At 46.5% G+C, this 21,921-nt stretch carries 20 protein-coding genes; 18 read left to right on the forward strand and 2 right to left on the reverse strand.

The genetic code is table 11. The annotated features are described in order from the left end of the window. Positions 1 to 174: 174 nt before the first annotated feature. From D2910_RS13950 to D2910_RS14005, 12 genes are all read left to right on the forward strand, one after another. The gene (locus tag D2910_RS13950; RefSeq protein WP_084242322.1) at positions 175 to 765 is read left to right on the forward strand and encodes a GNAT family N-acetyltransferase; all 591 of its coding nucleotides are present in this window, start codon (positions 175 to 177) and stop codon (positions 763 to 765) included. Positions 766 to 969: 204 nt separating this feature from the next. Continuing rightward, positions 970 to 2,700: an adenine deaminase C-terminal domain-containing protein gene (locus tag D2910_RS13955; RefSeq protein ID WP_101803367.1), complete on the forward strand. Its 1,731-nt coding sequence runs from the start codon at positions 970 to 972 to the stop codon at positions 2,698 to 2,700. A gap of 125 nt (positions 2,701 to 2,825) precedes the next feature. Next, positions 2,826 to 3,146 carry a YerC/YecD family TrpR-related protein gene (locus D2910_RS13960; protein ID WP_101803366.1) on the forward strand — a complete coding sequence of 107 codons (321 nt, stop codon included), beginning with the start codon at positions 2,826 to 2,828 and terminating at the stop codon, positions 3,144 to 3,146. Positions 3,147 to 3,351: 205 nt separating this feature from the next. Further along, positions 3,352 to 4,053 (forward strand): heptaprenylglyceryl phosphate synthase, encoded by a 702-nt coding sequence (gene pcrB, locus D2910_RS13965; protein WP_117313890.1) that lies wholly within the window; start codon positions 3,352 to 3,354, stop codon positions 4,051 to 4,053. A 28-nt stretch (positions 4,054 to 4,081) separates the two neighbouring features. Continuing rightward, complete coding sequence (gene pcrA, locus D2910_RS13970) at positions 4,082 to 6,295, forward strand: DNA helicase PcrA (protein WP_117313891.1); 2,214 nt, start codon at positions 4,082 to 4,084, stop codon at positions 6,293 to 6,295. Between the two features lie 14 nt (positions 6,296 to 6,309). Next, a complete protein-coding gene (gene ligA / locus D2910_RS13975) occupies positions 6,310 to 8,316 on the forward strand; it encodes an NAD-dependent DNA ligase LigA (protein ID WP_117313893.1) in 2,007 nt (668 codons plus the stop codon). Between the two features lie 13 nt (positions 8,317 to 8,329). After that, complete coding sequence (locus D2910_RS13980) at positions 8,330 to 9,478, forward strand: CamS family sex pheromone protein (RefSeq protein WP_117313895.1); 1,149 nt, start codon at positions 8,330 to 8,332, stop codon at positions 9,476 to 9,478. A 122-nt stretch (positions 9,479 to 9,600) separates the two neighbouring features. Continuing rightward, a complete protein-coding gene (gene gatC / locus D2910_RS13985; protein ID WP_084242314.1) occupies positions 9,601 to 9,891 on the forward strand; it encodes an Asp-tRNA(Asn)/Glu-tRNA(Gln) amidotransferase subunit GatC in 291 nt (96 codons plus the stop codon). 17 nt (positions 9,892 to 9,908) lie between these two features. Next, a complete protein-coding gene (gene gatA, locus D2910_RS13990) occupies positions 9,909 to 11,378 on the forward strand; it encodes an Asp-tRNA(Asn)/Glu-tRNA(Gln) amidotransferase subunit GatA (protein ID WP_117313896.1) in 1,470 nt (489 codons plus the stop codon). Continuing rightward, positions 11,375 to 12,805, forward strand: coding sequence for an Asp-tRNA(Asn)/Glu-tRNA(Gln) amidotransferase subunit GatB (gatB, locus tag D2910_RS13995; RefSeq protein ID WP_117313898.1), 1,431 nt, complete (start codon positions 11,375 to 11,377; stop codon positions 12,803 to 12,805). The genes gatA and gatB overlap by 4 nt, the downstream gene beginning before the upstream one ends. 101 nt (positions 12,806 to 12,906) lie before the next feature. After that, positions 12,907 to 13,467 carry a thioredoxin family protein gene (locus tag D2910_RS14000; RefSeq protein WP_084242311.1) on the forward strand — a complete coding sequence of 187 codons (561 nt, stop codon included), beginning with the start codon at positions 12,907 to 12,909 and terminating at the stop codon, positions 13,465 to 13,467. Between the two features lie 81 nt (positions 13,468 to 13,548). Then, positions 13,549 to 14,460 carry a diacylglycerol kinase gene (locus D2910_RS14005; protein WP_084242310.1) on the forward strand — a complete coding sequence of 304 codons (912 nt, stop codon included), beginning with the start codon at positions 13,549 to 13,551 and terminating at the stop codon, positions 14,458 to 14,460. Between the two features lie 46 nt (positions 14,461 to 14,506). Here the strand turns inward: D2910_RS14005 and D2910_RS14010 are convergent, their stop codons facing one another. Further along, positions 14,507 to 14,935, reverse strand: a complete 429-nt coding sequence (locus D2910_RS14010) for an NUDIX hydrolase (protein WP_084242309.1) — start codon at positions 14,933 to 14,935, stop codon at positions 14,507 to 14,509. A gap of 207 nt (positions 14,936 to 15,142) precedes the next feature. Between D2910_RS14010 and D2910_RS14015 the strand changes: the two genes are divergently transcribed. From D2910_RS14015 to D2910_RS14035, 6 genes are all read left to right on the forward strand, one after another. Continuing rightward, positions 15,143 to 16,492, forward strand: a complete 1,350-nt coding sequence (locus tag D2910_RS14015) for a cytochrome ubiquinol oxidase subunit I (RefSeq protein ID WP_084242308.1) — start codon at positions 15,143 to 15,145, stop codon at positions 16,490 to 16,492. Next, a complete protein-coding gene (locus tag D2910_RS14020) occupies positions 16,489 to 17,517 on the forward strand; it encodes a cytochrome d ubiquinol oxidase subunit II (protein WP_117313899.1) in 1,029 nt (342 codons plus the stop codon). Before D2910_RS14015 ends, D2910_RS14020 begins: the two co-directional genes overlap by 4 nt. A gap of 15 nt (positions 17,518 to 17,532) precedes the next feature. After that, on the forward strand, positions 17,533 to 17,643 hold the full coding sequence (gene cydS / locus D2910_RS17115; protein ID WP_372869524.1) for a cytochrome bd oxidase small subunit CydS family protein: 111 nt from the start codon (positions 17,533 to 17,535) through the stop codon (positions 17,641 to 17,643). Between the two features lie 115 nt (positions 17,644 to 17,758). Next, on the forward strand, positions 17,759 to 19,123 hold the full coding sequence (gene rlmD / locus D2910_RS14025) for a 23S rRNA (uracil(1939)-C(5))-methyltransferase RlmD (protein ID WP_117313901.1): 1,365 nt from the start codon (positions 17,759 to 17,761) through the stop codon (positions 19,121 to 19,123). A 127-nt stretch (positions 19,124 to 19,250) separates the two neighbouring features. After that, positions 19,251 to 19,409 (forward strand): Fur-regulated basic protein FbpA, encoded by a 159-nt coding sequence (locus tag D2910_RS14030; protein ID WP_084242305.1) that lies wholly within the window; start codon positions 19,251 to 19,253, stop codon positions 19,407 to 19,409. 68 nt (positions 19,410 to 19,477) lie between these two features. Further along, the gene (locus D2910_RS14035; protein ID WP_117313903.1) at positions 19,478 to 20,926 is read left to right on the forward strand and encodes an amidase family protein; all 1,449 of its coding nucleotides are present in this window, start codon (positions 19,478 to 19,480) and stop codon (positions 20,924 to 20,926) included. Positions 20,927 to 20,971: 45 nt separating this feature from the next. Here D2910_RS14035 and D2910_RS14040 read toward each other — a convergent pair whose 3' ends face one another. Continuing rightward, complete coding sequence (locus D2910_RS14040) at positions 20,972 to 21,829, reverse strand: TetR/AcrR family transcriptional regulator (RefSeq protein WP_117313904.1); 858 nt, start codon at positions 21,827 to 21,829, stop codon at positions 20,972 to 20,974. Between the last annotated feature and the right edge of the window lie 92 nt (positions 21,830 to 21,921).

Below are 21,921 nucleotides of genomic sequence, written 5' to 3' on the forward strand. Positions count from 1 at the left end.
ATTCGACAAGAACTGTGTCATTTTTTCTTTCGTTTTTCTTATCTGGAATAGAAAGAAAAAGTTGAGGATTTTCAACAGCCCACGTTTACCTCTATTTAAACTCCAGAATCAAGACCCATCGTTACCCCGACAACAAAATCAGCAGGGCATCCAAATTTGAAAGGAGCAATAATTATGAATTGGTATGAAAAATTGAACCAGTATTTCCCGATTGTAGAAATGAAGTCTAAAGAGCACATGGATACGTTATTGAAGGAAAAAGGCAGCGTCTATTATAAGGACGAAGGTCCTTATCATGTATTGATGTATGCGGAATTTCCGAATTTCACTTTTGTGGATTATCTGTTTGTGGCTAAGGAATCCCGCGGTATGGGGATTGGCAGCAAAACGCTTCAAATGCTGAAAGACAAGAAAAAACCGATCATCCTTGAAGTGGAACCGGTGAATTATGAAGATACAGATACAGAAAAACGTCTCCGTTTCTATTCACGAGAAGGCTTTGAACATGCTTCATCAATCGGCTATAACAGACGCTCGATTGCAACCGGCGAGGAGAATTCGATGGAAATCCTTTACTGGGCGCCTAACAACGAAACAGAAGAGGAAATCTTTGAAGGCATGAAGAAAATGTATGAAGATATACACACCTATAAAGATGAACATTTCTACGGTGAGTCATATGAGCCTGTTGAAGATGTTCTGACATTCAAAGAAAATGACAAAAAAGACGTTCTGAAACAATTCAGCAACCCGATCAATAACTAAACGGCTAAAATTGTCAGGTCAGGGAAGAACGAAAGCGCAGCTTTCGTCTTTCCTGGCTTTTTTCATTGCACCGTTAAAAGAGGCAGATATAACTGCTATTGCTCCTATCAGAATGTCACCTTTAATCCCCAGTTGCACTGTATTTAAATGCATTACTATGCTAGTATATAAAGTACTAGTTATGCATCGGAAAGGAGCGGGCTCATGGATAATCCACTTTGGAAAAACATTGAAATACGCAATCAATTGAAAATTATCGGGAAAGAACAGTCACCGGATCTGGTTCTGACCAACGCTTATTATCTGCATGGAATCTATAAAAAATGGATGACCGGAAATATTTGGATCCATGACGACCGTATTGTATATGCCGGGCAGGAAATGCCGAAAATCGGTGATGAGACGGAAGTTGCTGATATGACGGGGAAATTTATCGTACCAGGCTATATCGAACCTCATGTACATCCATTTCAGCTTTACAACCCTCAATCGTTCGCGGATTATTCAGCACAATTGGGAACAACCACATTCATATCCGATAACCTGACCTTATTTTTGTCGATGGAAAACGAGAAAGCGTTTTCAATTCTGGATCAGCTGAATGAATTGCCTTTCACATTCTATTGGTGGACACGTTTCGATTCGCAGACAGAGCTGGCGGCTGAAGACATGCTCTTCACATCCAAATCTGTCGGTGAATGGCTTGATCGCCCGGAAGTATTGCTTGGCGGTGAGCTGACAGGCTGGCCAAAACTGATGGCTGGCGATGATCAGATGCTTTATTGGATTCAAAAAGCGAAAATGACCCGCAAGAAGATAGAAGGGCATTTCCCGGGGGCTTCCGAAAAGACGCTTGCGCGCATGAAATTGCTTGGTGCTGATGGAGATCATGAAGCGATGACAATCGATGAAGTGGAGATGCGCCTGCTGCATGGCTATGGCGTGACGCTCCGGCATTCGTCGATCCGCCCGGATTTGCCGAGTCTCTTGAAAGGCGTCGTGGACCGCGAACTGAATGTCTATGAAAAATTGATGATGACAACTGACGGGTCTACGCCTTCATTCCATAAAGACGGTGTCATGGATCTTTGCATACGGATTGCTCTGGAAGCTGGCGTTCCGGCGATTGAAGCGTATATGATGTCATCCTATAATGTAGCCAGATATTACAATATGACAGCGATGCACGGACTGATAGCAACTGGCCGTTACGCAAACCTCAATATATTGGATTCAATCGACAATCCGGTACCATCAAGTGTCATTTCAAAAGGCAAATGGCTGAAGCGGGATGGTGAAAAAGTGCTGGCGCTTCCTGAAATAAACTGGGATGTGCTGCCGGACCTGAATATGGATTTCGAACTTACTGAAGATGATTTCCAGTTTTCAATGCCGTTCGGGCTTGATATGGTTAACGATGTCATCATTAAACCTTATTCGGTCAATATTGACACACACGACGGGACTTTATCGAAAGACCATGATGAAAGTTTTCTCATGCTCATCGATAAGCACGGTAAATGGCGTGTGAATACACTGATCAAAGGCTTCACCAATGCGGTTGAAGGATTTGCCTCTTCTTACTCGAACACAGGTGATATCATTCTGATCGGCAAAAACCGCAGACAGATGTGGCTCGCTTTTGATAAATTAAAAGAAATGAACGGCGGCATCGTTCTGATGGAAAGTGATGAGATGATCTGCCACATACCGCTTCCTCTTGGAGGCGGCATGTCCGAACTTCCGATGGAACAGATTATGGAACAGGAAACCGTCCTGAAGCAGGCATTGAAAGAGCGGGGCTATAAGCACGGCGACGCTATTTACACCTTGCTGTTCCTGCAGGCGACCCATCTGCCTTATGTGCGTGTGACGCAAAAAGGGATCTATGACGTCATGAATAAAAAAATACTGTTTCCGGCTTTCATGAGATAGTTTTCACGGAATCGGAGGAGTCTAGAGCTAAGTGGTTTATTTGTTAGTAAAGGAAATGCTAAGCTGACAACAGCGAGATTTCCTTTTTCCCGCAATGGACAGCAAGGAAAGGACGGTAAAGCTGAATGCAAGTTGACAAAATCAGAGGTCCACAAACTGATCAATTAATCGATGCAATATTGGCATTGAAAGACCGGGAAGAAGCTTACCGCTTTTTCGATGATCTTGCCACGATCAGTGAAATCCAATCGTTATCCCAGCGCTTTGAAGTCGCGCGCATGCTGCGGCTGAAAAAAACATATGAAAAGATCAAAAATGAAACCGGTGCAAGCACAGCAACGATTTCCCGTGTGCGCCGCTGCCTGAATTACGGCAATGACGGCTACGATGAAATGCTCGGGCGTCTGTATCCGGATGAAAAACCGTTCCAGTTGCCGAAAGAATAAAAGCATGGCGGAGCGGTAAACAGGATGGAATCTCACAAATATCCACAGCGGAATTGAAAGGCTGTCCATTAAGTCAGTAATCGGGCTTAGTGGATAGCCTTTTTGCTTTGTTTGAACTTTATCATTGTTAGGACACGAGCGGCGCTTACGCTTTTCTTTTGTTATAATAAATAGATGAAAATGATATGAAGTCAGGTGAAGCGAAATGGATTATCAATCGTGGCGGCATGTATTCAAATTGGATCCCGCCAAGGAAATTTCCGATGGACATTTGGAACGAATTTGTGAATCCGGGACTGATGCCATCTTGATTGGCGGCAGCGATGATGTCACACTCGAAAATGTACTGGATTTAATGGCGCGGGTGCGCCCTTATTCTATTCCGGCCGTTATGGAAATTTCAACAATTGAATCAGTGGCGCCCGGGTTTGATTTTTATTTCATCCCGACTGTACTGAACAGCCAGGATCCGAAATGGATCAAAGGCCTTCACCATGAAGCGATTCGGGAATACGGCGATCTGATGGACTGGGAAGAGCTGGTTCCGGAAGGCTATTGCATCCTGAATCCGGATTGCAAAGCGGCACGATTAACCGATGCCGACTGTGTGCTTGACGAGGATGATGTTGTGGCATATGCCCGGCTGGCTGAGCATTTTTTCAAATTGCCGATTTTTTACCTGGAATACAGCGGTATTTACGGCGATCCCAAATTAGTTGAAACGGTTAAAAGACATTTATCGGATACCCGCCTGTTTTATGGCGGCGGCATCGATTCGGCGGAAAAAGCGCGGGAAATGGCGCGATTCGCGGATACTGTCGTTGTGGGAAATGTCATTTATACAGATATTGAACAAGCGATTAGAACCGTTGCGGCGGTTGCGGAAACTATAGATCAATCGTTATAATAAGAACAAACGTTCGAGGTGGTGCACAATGGAATTAATAACGAAGAATCTGTTAAAGGGAATGAACCCGGAACAGGAAGAAGCGGTCAAAACGACTGAAGGCCCATTGCTGATCATGGCTGGTGCCGGGTCAGGAAAAACGAGGGTGCTGACACACCGGATTGCGTATCTCGTGCTGGAGAAGCAGGTTTACCCTTCCAACATACTGGCGATTACATTTACGAATAAAGCGGCGCGCGAAATGCGCAACCGGATTGATGAGCTGCTGGGGCACGGCACAGGTGAGCGTATGTGGGTTTCCACATTCCACTCGATGTGCGTCCGTATCCTTCGCCGTGACATCGATAAATTAGGATTTTCAAGAAATTTTTCCATCCTTGATTCGACCGACCAATTGTCGGTTATTAAAAATGTCTTGAAACAGCAGAACCTCGATCCAAAAAAATATGAACCGAGAACGATTTTAAACGCCATTTCTTCGGCAAAAAACGAGTGCATCACAGCCTCGGAATTTTCAGGCAACGCAAATCCGCATAACCCTTACGAGAAGACGATTGCGGATGTTTATGAGGGCTATGAAAAACGCCTTCAAAAAAATCAGTCGCTCGATTTTGATGATCTGATCATGACGACGCTGACTTTATTCAATAAAGAACCGGATGTCCTGGAATTTTACCAGAATAAATTCCAATATATCCATGTGGATGAATATCAGGATACGAATAATGCGCAATATCAGCTGGTCCAGAAACTGGCGAGCAAGTTTAAGAATATTTGTGTGGTCGGAGATTCGGACCAGTCGATTTACCGCTGGCGCGGAGCCGACATCACCAATATCCTGTCATTCGAAAAAGACTATCCGAATGCCAAAGTGATTATGCTTGAACAGAATTACCGGTCAACGAAGCGGATTCTGCAGGCGGCGAATGATGTGATCAAGCGGAATACAAGCCGCTATCCGAAAGAATTGCGCACCGATAATGACGAAGGTCCGGCTATTACATTGCACAAAGCGAGTGATGAGCGGCAGGAAGCGCAATTTGTCGTCCAGACCATCCAAAAGTTGATGGATGAGGAGAATTACAAGACTTCCGATTTTGCAATTCTTTACCGCACCAATGCCCAGTCGCGGATCATGGAGGAAATGTTCGTGAAATCGAATATGAACTACACGATTGTCGGCGGAACGAAGTTCTATGACCGGAAGGAAATCAAGGATCTTCTTGCTTATCTTCGGCTGATCGCCAATAACGATGACGATCTGTCGCTGGCGCGGATCATCAACGAACCGAAGCGCGGCATCGGCGCGACTTCCTTTGAACGGATGGCAGGATTCGCCATTGAACAGGACCGTACCATCATGGATGCTTTGCAGGAAGTCGACTTCATGGGCGTGTCTCCGAAAATTGCCCAGACGGCGCTTGAATTCCGCAATATGATTGCCGGGTTCACCGAAATGCAGGAATACTTGTCAGTAACTGAATTGGTCGAGGAAGTCCTGAAGAAATCCGGTTATCGCCAGATGCTCCAGAATGATAAGACCATCGAAGGCGAAAGCCGGCTTGAGAACTTGAATGAGTTCCTATCGGTTACTCAGGCATTCGAAAAACAAAGCGACGATAAATCACTTGTTGCATTCCTGACCGATCTTGCATTGATTTCCGATATCGATTCTTTGGATGATGAAGAAGAAACAGATGGACCGATTATCCTGATGACGATGCACGCAGCCAAAGGGCTGGAATTTCCGGTCGTCTTCATCATCGGGCTGGAAGAGAATGTGTTCCCGCATTCCCGATCCAATAATGATGAAGAAGAAATGGAAGAAGAACGGCGCCTGGCTTATGTGGGGATTACAAGAGCAGAAAAAAGGTTATATTTAACACATGCGTCTTCCCGTACTTTATTCGGCAAGAGCAATTGGAATATGCCGTCCCGGTTCATCAATGAAATCTCTGAAGAGTTGATCGAGCAGACGCTTGCGCATCATCGCGCCGGCGCGGCGACGAGCTACAAGCAGGCACCGAAACGCGCTGCTGTGACGCGCCCTGCCTATCAGCAATCTGGCGGCGACAAGCTCGGCTGGAAGCCTGGCGATAAAGCGACCCATAAAAAATGGGGCACCGGCACTGTAGTGGGTGTCAAAGGGGACGGGGAACAGACAGAACTGGATATCGCATTCCCGAGCCCCGTCGGCATCAAGCGGCTATTGGCCAAGTTTGCGCCGATTGAAAAAGAATAAGCGGGAGGTATATTATGGACCGTATCAAAGCGGAACAACGGGTGAGTGAATTGAATGAATTGCTCGGCACCTACGGACACGCCTATTATGTGCTGGATAATCCGCAGGTTCCCGACGCTGTTTATGATCAATTGCTCAATGAATTGATCGAGCTGGAAACCTTATATCCGGATCTGGTATTCCCGGATTCACCGACTCAAAGAGTCGGCGGGGCACCGATCTCAAATTTTGAAAAAGTGACGCACGACCGTCCGATGCTGAGCTTATCGAATGTTTTCGGGGAAGATGACCTGCGGGAATTCGATAAGCGCGTCAGAAATGGAGCGGGCGAAAAAATAGAGTATGTCTGTGAGCTGAAGATTGACGGGCTCGCTGTTTCACTTATATATGAAGACGGCAAGTTTGTCCGCGGGGCAACGCGCGGCGACGGCCGTGTCGGAGAAGACATTACAGTCAACCTTCGGACCATCCGTTCAATTCCACTGAAGTTGAAGGAACCGGTATCTCTTGAGGTGCGCGGTGAAGTTTTCATGCCTAAAAAATCCTTCCATCAATTGAATGAGCAGCGCGGCGAAAAAGGTGAAGAAGTTTTTGCCAATCCGCGCAATGCGGCTGCCGGTTCACTTCGGCAGCTTGACCCCAAAATAGCAGCAAACCGCAATTTGGATGTCTTCATTTATGGCATCGGCGGGGATGCCGAAAACTATGGTTTGAATGAACATGATGAGTCGCTGGATTTCCTCCAGAAACTTGGCTTCAAGACGAACGGGGAACGAAAAGTCTGCCACAGCGTCGAAGAAGTGTTGGCATATATCGAAACATGGACAGAAAAGCGCAATAACCTGTCGTATGAAATCGATGGAATCGTCATCAAAGTCAATCGTTTTCTGCAGCAGCAGGAACTCGGATTTACGGCGAAAAGCCCGAAATGGGCGACAGCCTATAAATTCCCCGCTGAAGAAGTGATAACCAGTCTCATCGATATCGAACTAAGCGTCGGCCGTACAGGCGCTGTTACGCCGACCGCCATCCTGGAACCTGTATCAGTGGCAGGCACGACCGTCCAGCGGGCATCTTTGCATAATGAAGATCTGATCAAAGAAAAGGATATACGCATCGGCGATCAAGTGATCATCCGCAAAGCGGGTGACATTATTCCTGAGGTTGTCCGTGCTTTGATTGAACTTCGTTCGGGTGAAGAAGAACCTTTCCATATGCCTGAAAATTGTCCTGCATGTGACGCAGAGCTGGTTCGGATCGAGGGAGAAGTCGTGTTACGATGCGTCAATCCGAAATGCCCGGCTCAAATCACGGAAGGATTGATCCATTTCGTATCACGTAATGCGATGAATATCGACGGACTTGGTGAAAAAGTCATCGAACAGCTTTACCAGGAGCAATTGATCGCGGATATTGCCGATATTTATAAATTGACGAAAGATCAATTGATGGAACTCGACAGGATGGGTGATAAATCGGCATCCAACTTGATTGCAGCAATTGATGCTTCACGCAGCAATTCCATGGAACGTTTGTTGTTCGGCCTTGGTATACGCCATGTCGGCGAAAAAGCCGCGCGCATTCTTTCAGAGCATTTTGGTTCAATGGAAAAATTGATGGATGCCACGCTTGAAGAATTGACAGCCATCCATGAAATCGGCGATAAAATGGCTGATGCCATTGTCACTTATTTCGACAGTGAAGAAGTCCGCGCTTTGGTGGAACGTTTAGCTTCTGAAAACGTCAATTTAAGTTATACGGGTAAACGGGTGCAGGTGGAAGCTGGCGCAAACGCATTTGCCGGCAAGAAAATCGTGCTGACCGGCAAGCTGGAACAGCTGACCCGCTCGGAAGCTACAGAACGCATCGAAGCGATGGGCGGTAAATTATCCGGCAGTGTCAGCAAGAAAACGGATTTGCTGATTGCCGGAGAAGATGCAGGCTCTAAACTCGACAAAGCCTTGGACTTGAAGGTTGAAGTCTGGAATGAGCAGCAATTGATAGAAGAATTGAACAAATGAGGAGATATTTAAAATGAAACGCTTTTGGTGGATCCCTGCCAGCATCTTGCTGCTAACCGCCTGTGTGCCGACACAAACGAATGAAACAGAAGTGGTTGGCACAGAGGAAGTGGAAACGGCAATTATTCCAAGCATGCAATTGGATGATCAGTTTTATCGGACCCTTTTGCCATACAAACAAAGTGCCACCCGAGGAAAAATCGTCAACCGCCTGAATTCCCGCTATGACATAGAAGAAGCGGAAAAAGGGCTGTTGCGCTTGTCACAAAACCAATTTTCCCCTGACGACTATTATTTTCAGGAAGGTCAGAAGATAACGGATGAAGAAGTTTCCGCTTGGCTGCGCCGTTACCATCCGGAAGATAATCCGACAGGGTTGAATGCGGAAGACAAACGCCCGCCTTTATCTGAGGAAGAATTGGCATCTGGCGAGACGCGTGACAATCCGTCACCGGAAATCCTTGCCCATATTATCGAACAGAACTACTTGGTGAAAACCAATGAAGACACGATCCGGCTTGGCGGTGTTTCTGTAGGACTTGCCTTGAATTCAATTTATTACAGTGAAAACGACCAGGGCGTATCTTATGAAGAAACGATTTCGCAGGAACAATTGGAGTCGGAAGGCAAGCGGATGGCAGATGAAATTGTCAACAGACTTCGCCAAAAAGAAGGAATGGCGGATATACCGATCACCGTCGGCCTCTTCAAGCAGAAAAGCCGGAGTACAATCACCGCTGGCACTTATTTCACATATGGAGTCGCTCCGGGTGGTGAAAATTCAGTAGCCAAATGGAATCCGATCAATGAAGAATTCGTGATTTTCCCTTCGAGCAATCCTGAGGAGAAATATCGTGAAGTGGATACGGCATTCAAAAATTTCAAGCAGGATGTCGAAGAGTACTTCTCCAACTTCACCAGTGTCATCGGAACTGGCTTCTATCAAGGGGATTCCATCCGTAAGCTTCAGATTGAAATTCCAATCCAGTTTTACGGTTCCTCTGAAGTCATCGGTTTCACACAATATTTGACGGGTCTGGTCATGAAGCATTTTCCAGAAAATATCCAAGTGGAGATTGATTTGAACTCTGTCAATGGAGCGGAAGCGCTGATATTAAGAAAAGCCAATGAAACTGAACCAATCGTCCATATTTATGAATAAAAAAAGTCTGCCCCTGATTTAAGGGATGGATTAAGGGGCAGCCAGCGCGGCTGTCTCTATTCTTTTGAGTCAAGGAATGGTATGATATAGCGTATGTTTACTGATTTCGGAGGTGTAAGGAAATGGCGAAAATGACGAAAGAAGAAGTGATCGAGGTTGCCCATTTGGCGCGTTTGGCGATTACTGATGAAGAAGCGATCCATTTTGCAGAACAATTGGAAGCCATCACAAATGCGATGGAGCTTTTAAATGAATTGGATACAGACAACGTTGAACCGACAACACACGTATTGCCGATGGTCAATGTATTGCGTGAAGATAAAGCGGAGGCAGGATTGCCGCGCGAAACGGTTTTGAAAAATGTTAAAGAACATGAAGCCGGACAAGTGAAAGTTCCGACCATTCTGGAGTAATAGCGAGGAGGGAAACCATGAAATTCTATGATAAGACAGCTGCTGAATTACAGGAAATGATACATAGTAATGAAGCGACGATTTCAGAAATAACAAAGCAGACAATTGAACGGATCAACGAACTTGACCCGAAAGTCGATGCTTTTTTGGCAATGAATGAAGAACAGGCGATGGCCGATGCAAGTGAAATGGATAAAGCACCAATGGAACAGCGGGGGCCTTTATTCGGTTTGCCGATCGGTGTGAAAGACAACATCATGACAGAAGGTTTGGTAACGACCGCTTCAAGCCGTATCCTGGAAGGTTTCAATCCTATTTATAACGCGACTGTAGTCGAAAAACTGCGCGCTGCAGGAATGGTGATTGTCGGGAAGTTGAATATGGATGAATTCGCAATGGGCTCATCGAACGAAAACTCCTATTATAAAAAGACAAGAAACCCTTGGAACCTTGATTATGTGCCAGGCGGTTCTTCGGGCGGCTCAACTGCTGCAGTGGCTGCAGGCGAAGTGCCGTTCACACTTGGTTCCGACACTGGCGGTTCTATCCGCCAGCCGGCTGCATTCTGCGGCGTTGTCGGCATGAAGCCGACATATGGCCGTGTATCACGTTTCGGTCTGATTGCATTTGCTTCTTCACTGGACCAAATCGGTCCTGTAACACGCAATGTAAAAGACAACGCATTGTTATTGCAGGCGATTGCCGGACATGACGAAAAGGATTCCACTTCAGCGGATGTTGAAGTGCCTGATTTTGCGGCAGCGTTGACTGGCGATATCAACGGTCTCCGTATTGGCGTACCTAAAGAGTACTTTGCGGAAGGTGTCAGCGAATCCGCTAAAAAGGCGGTGTACGATGCACTGGATGTGTTGAAGGAAAAAGGGGCGACCGTAGAAGAGATTTCATTGCCTCATTCAAAATATGCGTTGGCGACATATTATCTGCTGGCTTCTTCGGAAGCATCTTCGAACCTGTCCCGATTTGACGGAATCCGTTACGGTTACCGCACGAATAAAGCGAGCAGCCTATTGGATTTCTATATGAATACACGGGCAGAAGGCTTCGGTGATGAAGTGAAACGCCGGATCATGCTTGGAACATATGCGTTAAGTTCCGGTTATTATGATGCTTATTATAAAAAAGCGCAGAAAGTGCGTACATTGATCAAAAAAGATTTTGACGATGCATTTGAAAACTATGATGTCATCATCGCACCGACAACACCGACACCGGCATTTAAAATTGGTGAAATCATTGATGATCCACTCACGATGTATGCAAATGATATCCTGACAATTCCTGTAAACCTTGCGGGCGTTCCAGCGATTTCGGTGCCATGCGGATTTGAAGGCGATATGCCGCTTGGCCTGCAGATCATCGGCAATTATTTCGATGAGGAAACGGTTTATCGTGTAGCCGATGTGTTTGAGAAGGCGACAGATTTCCATAAAATAACTCCTCAATTATGGGAGGGAGCAGCACAATGAATTTTGAAACAATCATCGGACTTGAAGTGCACGTAGAATTGAAAACCGATTCCAAAATGTTTTCACCGTCTCCTGCACATTTCGGAGCAGAACCGAACACGAACACAAACGCCATCGACCTTGGTTATCCCGGCGTTCTTCCGGTAGTCAATAAAACTGCGGTGGACTGGGCGATGAAAGCGGCGCTTGCGTTAAACTGCGAGATTACACGCCACACGAAATTCGACCGGAAAAACTATTTCTATCCGGACAATCCGAAGGCTTACCAAATTTCCCAATTTGATCAGCCGATCGGCGAACATGGCTGGATTGAAATCGAAGTGAACGGCGAGAAAAAACGCATCGGCATCACGCGCCTTCATATGGAAGAAGACGCGGGTAAACTGACGCACACCGATAAAGGCTATTCGCTGGTCGATTATAACCGCCAGGGAACTCCGCTGATCGAAATCGTTTCTGAACCGGATATCCGTACAGCTGACGAAGCATATGCATACCTGGAGAAAATCAAAGCGATCATCCAATACACAGGCGTTTCCGATGTCCGCATGGAAGAAGGCTCACTTCGCTGCGACGCGAATATTTCCCTCCGTCCGTATGGTCAGGAGCAATTCGGTACGAAAACGGAATTGAAAAACCTGAACTCGTTCAACTATGTTCGTAAAGGAATTGAACATGAACAGATTCGGCAGGAGCAGGTATTGCTGTCAGGCGGTGTCATTCCGCAGGAAACCCGCCGCTATGACGAATCCACTGGTAAAACAGTATTGATGCGTATTAAAGAAGGGTCTGACGATTACCGTTATTTCCCGGAACCGGACCTTGTGGATATTGTTATCGATGATGCCTGGATTGAACGCGTCCGTGCAGAAATTCCGGAACTTCCGGATGCGCGTAAAGCACGCTACATTTCCGAACTTGGCATGTCTTCGTATGATGCGATGGTATTGACGCTTGCGAAACCGATTTCCGACTTTTTCGAGGCGACAGTCGAAGCCGGAGCAGACGCGAAACTGGTTTCCAACTGGCTGATGGGGGAAGTTTCCGCTTACCTGAATGCCGAACAAAAAGAGCTGGGCGATACGGCATTGACTCCGGAAGGCCTGGCAGGAATGATCAAGTTGATTGCCGATGGAACCATTTCGTCTAAAATCGCTAAGAAAGTGTTCCGTGAATTGATTGAAAAAGGCGGCGACGCCAATGATATCGTGAAGGCGAAAGGGCTTGTCCAAATTTCGGATGAAGGCGTTCTGCGTGAATTTGTAACGAATACATTGGATGCCAACCCGCAGTCGATCGAAGATTTCAAAAATGGTAAAGACCGTGCGATCGGCTTCCTGGTCGGCCAAATTATGAAAGCGACCAAAGGGCAGGCGAATCCGCCATTATTGAATAAGATCCTTTTGGAAGAAATCAGCAAACGATAAAATGATGGGTGGCCCTTTTATGGGCCATCTTTTTTTAGGATGATATAATTTGATGGTTTTGAAAAAGACAAGTAAACTGGATTTAAAGGAGATGTGATACCATGACACTGGAGCAGAACTATTTTGACAATGCGATTACGCTTGAAAATTATATGTCCCAAATGGAATCGAACCAGGAAAAATCATATTCGATCTATGAAAAATTCACCCTGCCGGAAGATAAGGAATTCATCTCTTTATTGAAAGAGAAGAATCCTCATATCCTCGTCATCACGGAGGACTGGTGCGGCGATGCCATGATGAATAATGCGATTCTCCGTAAAATCGCGGATGCGGGAGACGTTGAGGTCCGGTGCGTGTACCGGGATGAAAACCTGGATTTGATGGATCGCTATTTAACGAATGGCGGACGTTCCATTCCAAAATACATCATTTTATCGCAGGACGGCGAAGTGCTGGGGGACTGGGGTCCGAGATCTGAGAAGGTCCAGGAATTCGTGGATGATTTGAAAGCGAAATTGCCCGAGAAAGAAGATCCGCAATACGACCTGCATTTTAAGACTGTGATCGGCGAGATATCAGACGGCTTTGTCTACAAAAGCGAGTTTTGGGACAGCGTTTATCAGGAATTAAAAGCAGTTTTGACCAAATCACTGGCTTAAAGAAAAAACTTGCAAAAAAGGAACTTTAATCTTTTTTTATTGTCTTATTTTCTAGAGTAAGTGGAGAAAGGCTGAAATCTTATGAAACGAGCACGCATTATTTACAACCCGACATCCGGCAGGGAGTTGTTCCGCAAGCATCTGCCGGAAGTGCTGGAAAAAATGGAAATCGCAGGATACGAAACATCCTGCCACGCTACGACCTGTGAAGGTGATGCTACGGCTGCTGCCATAACGGCTGTCGAAAGGAAATTTGATCTGATTGTCGCAGTTGGCGGCGATGGAACATTGAATGAAGTCGTATCCGGCGTTTCCACATTTGAAGAACGGCCGAAAATAGGATTGATACCGATGGGGACGACAAATGACTTCGCCCGTGCCGTACATATTCCCCGCGACATCAACAAGGCTGTCGATATCATTATTCAAGGGGATTCGGTTCCGGTGGATGTCGGCATGATGAACGATCGCTATTTCATCAATATCGCCGGCGGCGGAAGAATGACTGAGCTGACCTATGAAGTGCCAAGCAAACTGAAAACGGTCCTTGGGCAGATGGCTTATTATCTGAAAGGGATTGAGATGCTGCCGTCCATCCGCTCGTCCAATGTCCGCATCGAGTATGATGGAGAAGTTTTTGATGACAAGGCGATGATGTTCCTGATCGGCTTGACTAATTCAGTAGGCGGCTTCGAAAAACTGGCTCCAGACGCCAGCATCAACGATGGCAAGTTCACGCTGCTGATTTTAAAAGAAGTGAATATGGCAGAATTTATCCGATTGGCTTCACTGGCGCTTCGCGGGGAGCATCTGTCAAACCCCCACGTCATCTATGCAAAAGCCAGCAGAATTTCGGTGTCATCCGAAGAGCGTGTCATGCTGAACCTTGATGGAGAGTTTGGAGGAGTGCTTCCGGCAGTATTCCAAAACCTTGAAAAACATATTGAAGTGCTGGTGCCGATCCAGTCACTGAACGAAAAAGACATAAAATGAAAGAAGCCCAGCAGTCTCAAGACTGCTGGGCTTCTTTCATTATTTCTTATAAAAGTTCGATTGCCGTGTCCTGTTCCATTGCGAGCTTAGGCAAATTGTCCACGGGTTCCCACCGGAACAACAGTGTCAAACCGTTATCGCGGCCATCGCTCTTGATGGTATGTTCCCACTGGTCGACCTTTTCACCCGTATATTCGAAGTGGAAAATATTGCGTTCGTATACTTTGTCACGATGTTCAGGATAATAATTATATTTATGGATTTTTCCTGCAAAATCCAAAACGTTGCTTGGCAGTCCGGTTTCTTCCTGGACTTCACGATAAAGTGCATCGATAAGCATTTCTCCATCAGCGATGGAACCACCAGGGACCTGGACACCGACTTCCGGTTCACCTTTGTATTCGAAAACCAGCAATTCACGGTTTTCATCAGGGCCTCTTGTGATGTAGGCGAATACTTTTCTGCTTGTTTCCATATGAATCACCCTTTTTTTATGTTCTTAATAGAATACTAAAAATTCTAAAAAATATCAAGCGCTTAATTCAGCTATTGTCACAGCTTATTCAAAGTTTAGCGTAAATCTGTGGTTTTTAAATTCGCTCCAGAAGATTCAGCCGGCCTCCTTAGGGTACAATAAATGTAGAACTTACGGAGAAGTATATTCCATGGGAGGGGTAAGGAAATGGGATTTGAAGATACAGCTTTATTAAGCCGTATCCTGACAACGATGACTCTTTCATTTCACATTTTGTATGCAACAATCGGAGTCGGTGTACCACTGATGATTTTGATCGCCCAGTGGGTCGGGATCAAAAAGAAAGATGATCATTATATTTTGCTCGCCAGAAGATGGGCGAGAGGATTTGTAATAACTGTAGCGGTCGGAGTTGTGACAGGGACCGCAATCGGTTTGCAATTGTCGCTGCTTTGGCCGAACTTCATGCAAATGGCAGGTAATGTAATCGCTTTGCCATTGTTCATGGAAGTATTTGCATTTTTCTTTGAAGCTATTTTTCTGGGCATCTATTTGTATACTTGGGACCGTTTCGAAGATCAGCGAAAACACTTACTGCTGTTGATTCCTGTTGCACTGGGAGCGGCCGCATCCTCGGTTTTCATCACGATGGTCAACTCATTCATGAACGCACCGCAGGGCTTCGATCTGGTGAATGGTGAATTGATCAACATCAGCCCATTGCTGGCGATGTTGAGTCCAGCTGTTCCGACGAAAGTGGCGCACGTCATGTCCACTGCTTTCATGACCAGCGCGTTCGTGCTCGCATCTATCGCAGCGCTGCGCATTGTTCAGGGATCGACGCATGTCTATCATAAAAAAGCATTGCTGATGACCATGAAACTCGGATTTGTCTTTTCAATCGCCACAGCATTGATCGGCGACTTTTCCGGTAAATACCTTGCCGAATACCAGCCGGAGAAATTGGCCGCAGCTGAATGGCATTTCGAAACAGAAGATGAAGCAAGATTAATTCTTTTCGGTGTGCTTGATGGACAGGAACCGAAGTATGCGATTGAAATTCCATACGCACTAAGTATACTGGCTCACGGTGTGCCGAGTGCTGAAGTGACCGGGCTGAATGAATTTCCCGAAGACGAAATTCCTCCGCTCTGGATCCACTATCTCTTTGATACGATGGTCTCCATCGGCATGTGGCTCGCTTTCTTCTCATTCGTGTATGTCGTAGCGGCATGGCGCAAATGGCCAATTATCACTAAAAAATGGTTCCGCTGGCTGACTGTGGCGGCCGGACCATTGGCATTGATCGCTATCGAAGCCGGATGGTGGTTCACTGAAGTCGGCCGTCAGCCATGGATTCTGCGGGGTTACATGAAGACAAGCGAAGCCGCCACTACAAGCGGGCAGGTTGACTTGATGATCATTTTATTCGCAGGATTGTATTTTATCCTGGGCATCGGTACAATCGTTGTATTATCACGGATGTACAAACGGAACCCAGTAGAGAAAGAACTTGCCCAAAGACAAAAAGCTGATAAAGGCGGTGATCCGGAATGACACTTGAAATAATCGGAGTTTCGGTTTTATGGCTGTTTCTGTTTCTGTATGTAATCGTGGCGTCCATCGATTTCGGTGCCGGATTTTTCAACGCCTACAGTGCGTTTACAGATAAACAGCACATCCTGACCAATATTATCCAGCGTTACCTGTCGCCGGTGTGGGAAGTCACCAACGTTTTCTTTGTGTTCTTCTTTGTGGGAATCATCGGTTTCTTTCCGCAAACCGCTTTCTATTACGGAACGACCTTGCTCGTTCCTGCCAGTCTGGCGCTGATCTTGCTCGCCATCCGCGGCTCTTATTATGCCTTTGCGACATACGGGGCTAAAATCAATCACCGCGGTTATATATACATGTATGGGTTATCCGGTCTGCTGCTGCCGGCGTCATTGTCACCGGTACTCGCTATGTCGGAAGGCGGCTTCATCAAGATGAAGGGTGATCAGCCCTATCTCGATTACTGGGCGCTGTTTACAAGTCCGTTGATGTGGAGCATCGTTGTACTGAGCATCACTGCTGTACTTTATATCTCTGCCGTATTCCTGACCTGGTATGCCAATAAAGCGGGAGACGTCAAGGCGACCGATCTGATGCGCAAATACGCGCTTGTGTGGGCGGGACCTGCCATCGTTACAGCAACAGGGATCATATTCGAATTGCGCGGCCACAATCCTGAGCATTACAGCCGGATCCTGGATCTCTGGTGGGTCTTCGCAATCTCGTTCCTGTTGTTCATCGGTACCGTTTATCTGATTTGGAAAAAGAAAAATTACGGCCTGGCGTTCGTTCTGCTGGTCGGTCAGTTCTTTACCGCTTTCTTTGCATATGGCGTTTCCCATTATCCATATCTGCTGTATCCGTATTTGACCATCTACGACAGTTTTACGAACGAAGCAATGGCGATTGCCTTAATCATCGCTTTCATTGCAGGTCTTGGTTTACTGCTTCCGTCACTGTATCTTTTGTTCCGGCTGTTCTTGTTCGATAAAGACTATGTCAAAGGCAAATCGGATTACCATGCATAAAAGGGGGAAGTTTCCATGCAGGATTTCTTGATATTCTATGCACCATTTCTCGTATTGCTCGCTTCATTGATCTTCGGTTTCTGGTTCGCGCTGAAAGACGGGCCGATATCGAAAGACCATGACTGACTGACGCGCCCAGGCTTTGCCGGGCGCGTATTTTTATTGCCTGAAACCTGCCGTCCAGATGGTCGCCTGAGCTTTTCTATAGTACAATAAACCAATGTGAAATGGAGTGAACGAATTGAAACCTGTAAACAAAAACGACCGGCTGCTGGTCCATGTGGAAGACTTGACCCACGACGGAGCAGGAGTCGCAAAAGTAGACGGATATCCTCTATTCATCCACGGCGCGCTGCCGGGAGAAGATGTCCACATCCATGTCTTGAAGACATTGAAATCCTATGGTTTTGCAAAATTGCTCGAAATTGAAAATGCTTCGCCGTTCCGGGTGGAGGCCCCTTGTCCGGTCTTTGATACATGCGGCGGCTGCCAGATCCAGCACCTGTCATATGAAGGACAGATGACATTCAAGCGCAAGCTTGTGCGCGATGCCATCACACGCATCGGGAAGTTACCGGATGTTCCGGTCCACGCTGTTAAAGGCATGGGAAATCCATGGCGCTACCGCAATAAATCACAGATTCCTTTCGGCATGGAAGATGGGCGTGTGGTCGCCGGGTTCTACCAGCCGCGCTCACATCGGATCGCGGATACCGATATTTGTCTCATCCAGACGCCGGAAGCGGACAGCATCATGGCCGGCATCAAACAGAAGCTGACAGAAATAGGTATTGAACCATACGAAGAAGAGACGCACCGCGGACAGCTCCGCCATGTCATCGTCCGGAAAGCTCGTGCCACCGGTGAAATCATGGTCGTGCTGGTTACCAAGAAAAAGAAATTTCAGCAGGCGGCACAGGCCATCGAACTGATCCAGTCACTTGTCCCTGAAACGGTGTCGATTGTCCAGAACATCAATCCTCAAAAGACCAATGTCATATTTGGCGATGAGACGATTACACTTTGGGGCAAAGATGTCATCGAAGACCGGATCGGTGATGTGCGCTTTGAAATTTCAGCGCGTTCTTTCTACCAGATCAATCCGGAGCAGACAGAAGTGCTGTACGGTCAGGCGCTCGAATATGCCAACCTGACCGGCAATGAAACCGTCATCGACGCTTATTGCGGCATCGGAACGATTTCCCTGTTCCTCGCACAGCGTGCGAAATTTGTGATGGGTGTGGAGATCGTTCCACCTGCCATCGAAGACGCGAAACGCAATGCGGAACTGAACGGACTCAGCAATACATTGTTCGAGGCTGGTCCCGCAGAGCAGGTGATTCCGCGCTGGTATAAAGAAGGCAGAAAAGCGGATGTCCTTGTTGTTGATCCGCCAAGAAAAGGCTGCGATGAACAATTGCTGCACACTATCTTGAAGCAGCGGCCGGAACGCGTTGTCTACGTTTCCTGCAATCCGGCGACACTCGCCAGAGATCTGCGCATACTTGAAGACGGCGGCTATCGTACGCAGGAAGTGCAGCCTGTGGACATGTTCCCGCAATCGACACATTGTGAGGCAGTCGCGTGGCTGCAGCTTGCAGAGTAAATTTTCAGGAAACTAACCGGATGCAATTCGCATCCGGTTTTTCTTTTTTTATTTCACAGAAACGTTTCATGAATGGTCTCAAATGGGTAAAGACAAAGGAATACTTCACAAGGAGAGAACGAACATCATGGAACAGATACCCGAATCGAAATTCGAAGATAAACGCTCGAACGTCATCGAGGAACTGGTGGCGCAAAATGTTTTTAAAATCAATGGACGGCAATTATATGAGTTGAGTTTATATGAATTGATGAAAGAATATACGCAGAAAAGCCTTAGCTCGTAAGCTGCGGCTTTTTTATTTTCATGAGTAAAATTCTTATAATGGATAAAATGCTTATGGGAGGGAATGCCATGCATCAGAAAAAGCTGGAAGATTACCGCGCCAAGCATCTGGACGAAATGACAATAGCCCAAATGCAGGAAGAAATGCAGGCGGGGAATATAACTTCTGAAGATTTGGTTTTGATGTATAAGGAGAATATCTCATTGCGAGATAAAAACATTCACGCGATTATTGAAATCAATCCGGATGCTTTGCAAATCGCACAAGCACTGGATTTTGAACGCCAACGGAAAGGTGCGCGCGGTCCTATGCACGGGATTCCGATTGTTGTGAAGGACAATATGGATACCGGTGATAAGATGCATACCAGTGCCGGTTCCCTGGCGCTTGAAAACCATTATGCCCAGAAAGATGCATTTCTGATTGAAAAACTGCGTAAAGCAGGCGCAGTGATTATCGGCAAGACAAACATGACTGAGTGGGCAAACTTCATGTCGGACAAAATGACAAATGGCTACAGCTCCCGGGGTGGCCAGGTGAATAATCCTTACGGCGCTTTTGATGTCGGCGGCTCGAGTTCCGGTTCTGCCGCTGCAGTGGCTGCGAACCTTGCAGCAATAGGAGTCGGGACGGAAACTTCCGGCTCCATTATAAATCCTGCTGCCCAGAACAGCATCGTCGGATTAAAGCCGACTGTCGGAATGATCAGCCGGCGGGGCATTATTCCTTTGTCACATACTCAGGACACGGCGGGCACATTAGGCCGGACAGTTGAAGATGCCGTCAATGCTTTTTCAGTTCTGATCGGCTACGATCCCGAAGATCCCATCACCCGTATGTCAGCTGACTTTGAGACATATGAATGGAATGTCCATTTGAAAAAAGACGGCTTGAAAGGTGTAAAGCTGGCAGTCACACCTGAATTGTTCAAGGAGATAACCGATGAACAGCTGGAGCTGTTTGAGCAGGCGAAGAAGAAACTGAAAGAATGCGGTGCCGAAATTATCGAAGACGTGGACCTCGGTTCCAATCAGGAAGACCTTGGCTTTGCGGTCCTGCTGCATGAATTCAAAGCGGACCTGAATGCCTATCTGGCAAAAACTGATCCGATGAATCCGATCAGAACGATGGATGATGTGATAGCATTCAATAGTGAACACTCGGATAAAATGCTGAAGTTCGGCCAGAATCTTCTGGAGCAGGCAAATAATCTGACAGGGATGCTGACGGAAAAGGAATACGTGGAAGCCCTCGAGCGGAATCGCTTCCTCGCTGCAGAACAAGGCATCGATGCAACTTTGAAGGAAATCGGAGCTGACGCCATCATCCTTCCACAGGATTTCGGCTGTAATGTTGGAGCAGCTGCAGGTTTCCCGTCTATTACAGTGCCTTATGGCTTTACCGGTACCAGTGAACCATTCGGCCTGACCTTTTACGGTATCGCTTTCAGCGAACCCCGATTAATCGAATATGCTTTTGCATTTGAACAAGCTTCAAAAGGCAGAAGAAAACCATAGAATAAGGACGGCCCGATTTAAGGGCTGTCCTTTTTCTATGGCTATTTACAGCTTGGCAAGTTTTTTCCAAACCTGTTCAAGTAAAATCATGAGATCCGACTCATGTTCCGGCTGTTTGGCGAGTGTGCCCAAAACGCTTTCCACTAATGCTTTGCGTGGCGCTTGCTCCCTCAATTCTTCCGCAAGGAACAGGACCAGTTGACGTGAACCATGTTCTTCCTCAAAAGCTTGGCTGCAGGTTTCGAGCTGCTGTGCCAGTTCTTCAATTGAAAGGTTATCCGATGTTTTTTCAGTATAGACGGTTGGCGCCGATATAAATCGTTCACCGGATTTTATTTGATCCGAAATGGTGATTTGCAATCGGTTGATGACGAAGGCGGCTAACTTCTTCGTTGGAAGATCCTCATCCGTAGTCAATTGCCAGATATTGACGAGCTGCTGGATCGACCCGTGTACAGCGGCGGCATTATCCAATGCATAGGGAGCGGCTTTAACGCCATGGACATCAATAATGCGCGAGGTGATCCAATCCAGTTCTTTCCGGTAAGTGTTCTTAGCGAAATCTTTCAGCTCTTTGTCCTGGGAATAGAAAATGCTTTCATATAATGAAAAAAGATTTTTCTCGCGGTTCATTTGAATTCTCACACACAGCTGCTCCGCCAATACTTCCGGATCATCCACCGGCTTTCCGGCAGCGGCTTCCATCCGTTTCTGCCTTATTTCATTGGCGACAGATTCCATGATGGCAATCAGACATTCCGTTTTGGAAGTGAAATAATTATAGAATGTTCCCTTGGATATGCCGGCTTCATCAAGAATATCCTGAATGGAAGTGGAATTATAGCCCTGCTGGATGAAAAGGGAGTATGCGGCGTCCAGTATATTTTGTTTTTTTCGATTCATTTTACTCACCTTTATACTCATAGTCTATGTTTAGAATACCTGTACCTGGCTGATTAAGCAATGAAAATAAACAGCCGGTATATTTTTGTTGA

Source organism: Planomicrobium okeanokoites, from assembly GCF_003428875.1.
Lineage (GTDB): Bacteria > Bacillota > Bacilli > Bacillales_A > Planococcaceae > Planococcus > Planococcus okeanokoites.

Coding starts and splice junctions, on each gene's coding strand:
- D2910_RS13950 (WP_084242322.1), top strand. CDS start 175: ATGAATTGGTATGAAAAATTGAACCAGTATTTCCCGATTGTAGAAATG.
- D2910_RS13955 (WP_101803367.1), top strand. CDS start 970: ATGGATAATCCACTTTGGAAAAACATTGAAATACGCAATCAATTGAAA.
- D2910_RS13960 (WP_101803366.1), top strand. CDS start 2,826: ATGCAAGTTGACAAAATCAGAGGTCCACAAACTGATCAATTAATCGAT.
- pcrB (WP_117313890.1), top strand. CDS start 3,352: ATGGATTATCAATCGTGGCGGCATGTATTCAAATTGGATCCCGCCAAG.
- pcrA (WP_117313891.1), top strand. CDS start 4,082: ATGGAATTAATAACGAAGAATCTGTTAAAGGGAATGAACCCGGAACAG.
- ligA (WP_117313893.1), top strand. CDS start 6,310: ATGGACCGTATCAAAGCGGAACAACGGGTGAGTGAATTGAATGAATTG.
- D2910_RS13980 (WP_117313895.1), top strand. CDS start 8,330: ATGAAACGCTTTTGGTGGATCCCTGCCAGCATCTTGCTGCTAACCGCC.
- gatC (WP_084242314.1), top strand. CDS start 9,601: ATGGCGAAAATGACGAAAGAAGAAGTGATCGAGGTTGCCCATTTGGCG.
- gatA (WP_117313896.1), top strand. CDS start 9,909: ATGAAATTCTATGATAAGACAGCTGCTGAATTACAGGAAATGATACAT.
- gatB (WP_117313898.1), top strand. CDS start 11,375: ATGAATTTTGAAACAATCATCGGACTTGAAGTGCACGTAGAATTGAAA.
- D2910_RS14000 (WP_084242311.1), top strand. CDS start 12,907: ATGACACTGGAGCAGAACTATTTTGACAATGCGATTACGCTTGAAAAT.
- D2910_RS14005 (WP_084242310.1), top strand. CDS start 13,549: ATGAAACGAGCACGCATTATTTACAACCCGACATCCGGCAGGGAGTTG.
- D2910_RS14010 (WP_084242309.1), bottom strand. CDS start 14,935: ATGGAAACAAGCAGAAAAGTATTCGCCTACATCACAAGAGGCCCTGAT.
- D2910_RS14015 (WP_084242308.1), top strand. CDS start 15,143: ATGGGATTTGAAGATACAGCTTTATTAAGCCGTATCCTGACAACGATG.
- D2910_RS14020 (WP_117313899.1), top strand. CDS start 16,489: ATGACACTTGAAATAATCGGAGTTTCGGTTTTATGGCTGTTTCTGTTT.
- cydS (WP_372869524.1), top strand. CDS start 17,533: ATGCAGGATTTCTTGATATTCTATGCACCATTTCTCGTATTGCTCGCT.
- D2910_RS14030 (WP_084242305.1), top strand. CDS start 19,251: ATGGAACAGATACCCGAATCGAAATTCGAAGATAAACGCTCGAACGTC.
- D2910_RS14035 (WP_117313903.1), top strand. CDS start 19,478: ATGCATCAGAAAAAGCTGGAAGATTACCGCGCCAAGCATCTGGACGAA.
- D2910_RS14040 (WP_117313904.1), bottom strand. CDS start 21,829: ATGAATCGAAAAAAACAAAATATACTGGACGCCGCATACTCCCTTTTC.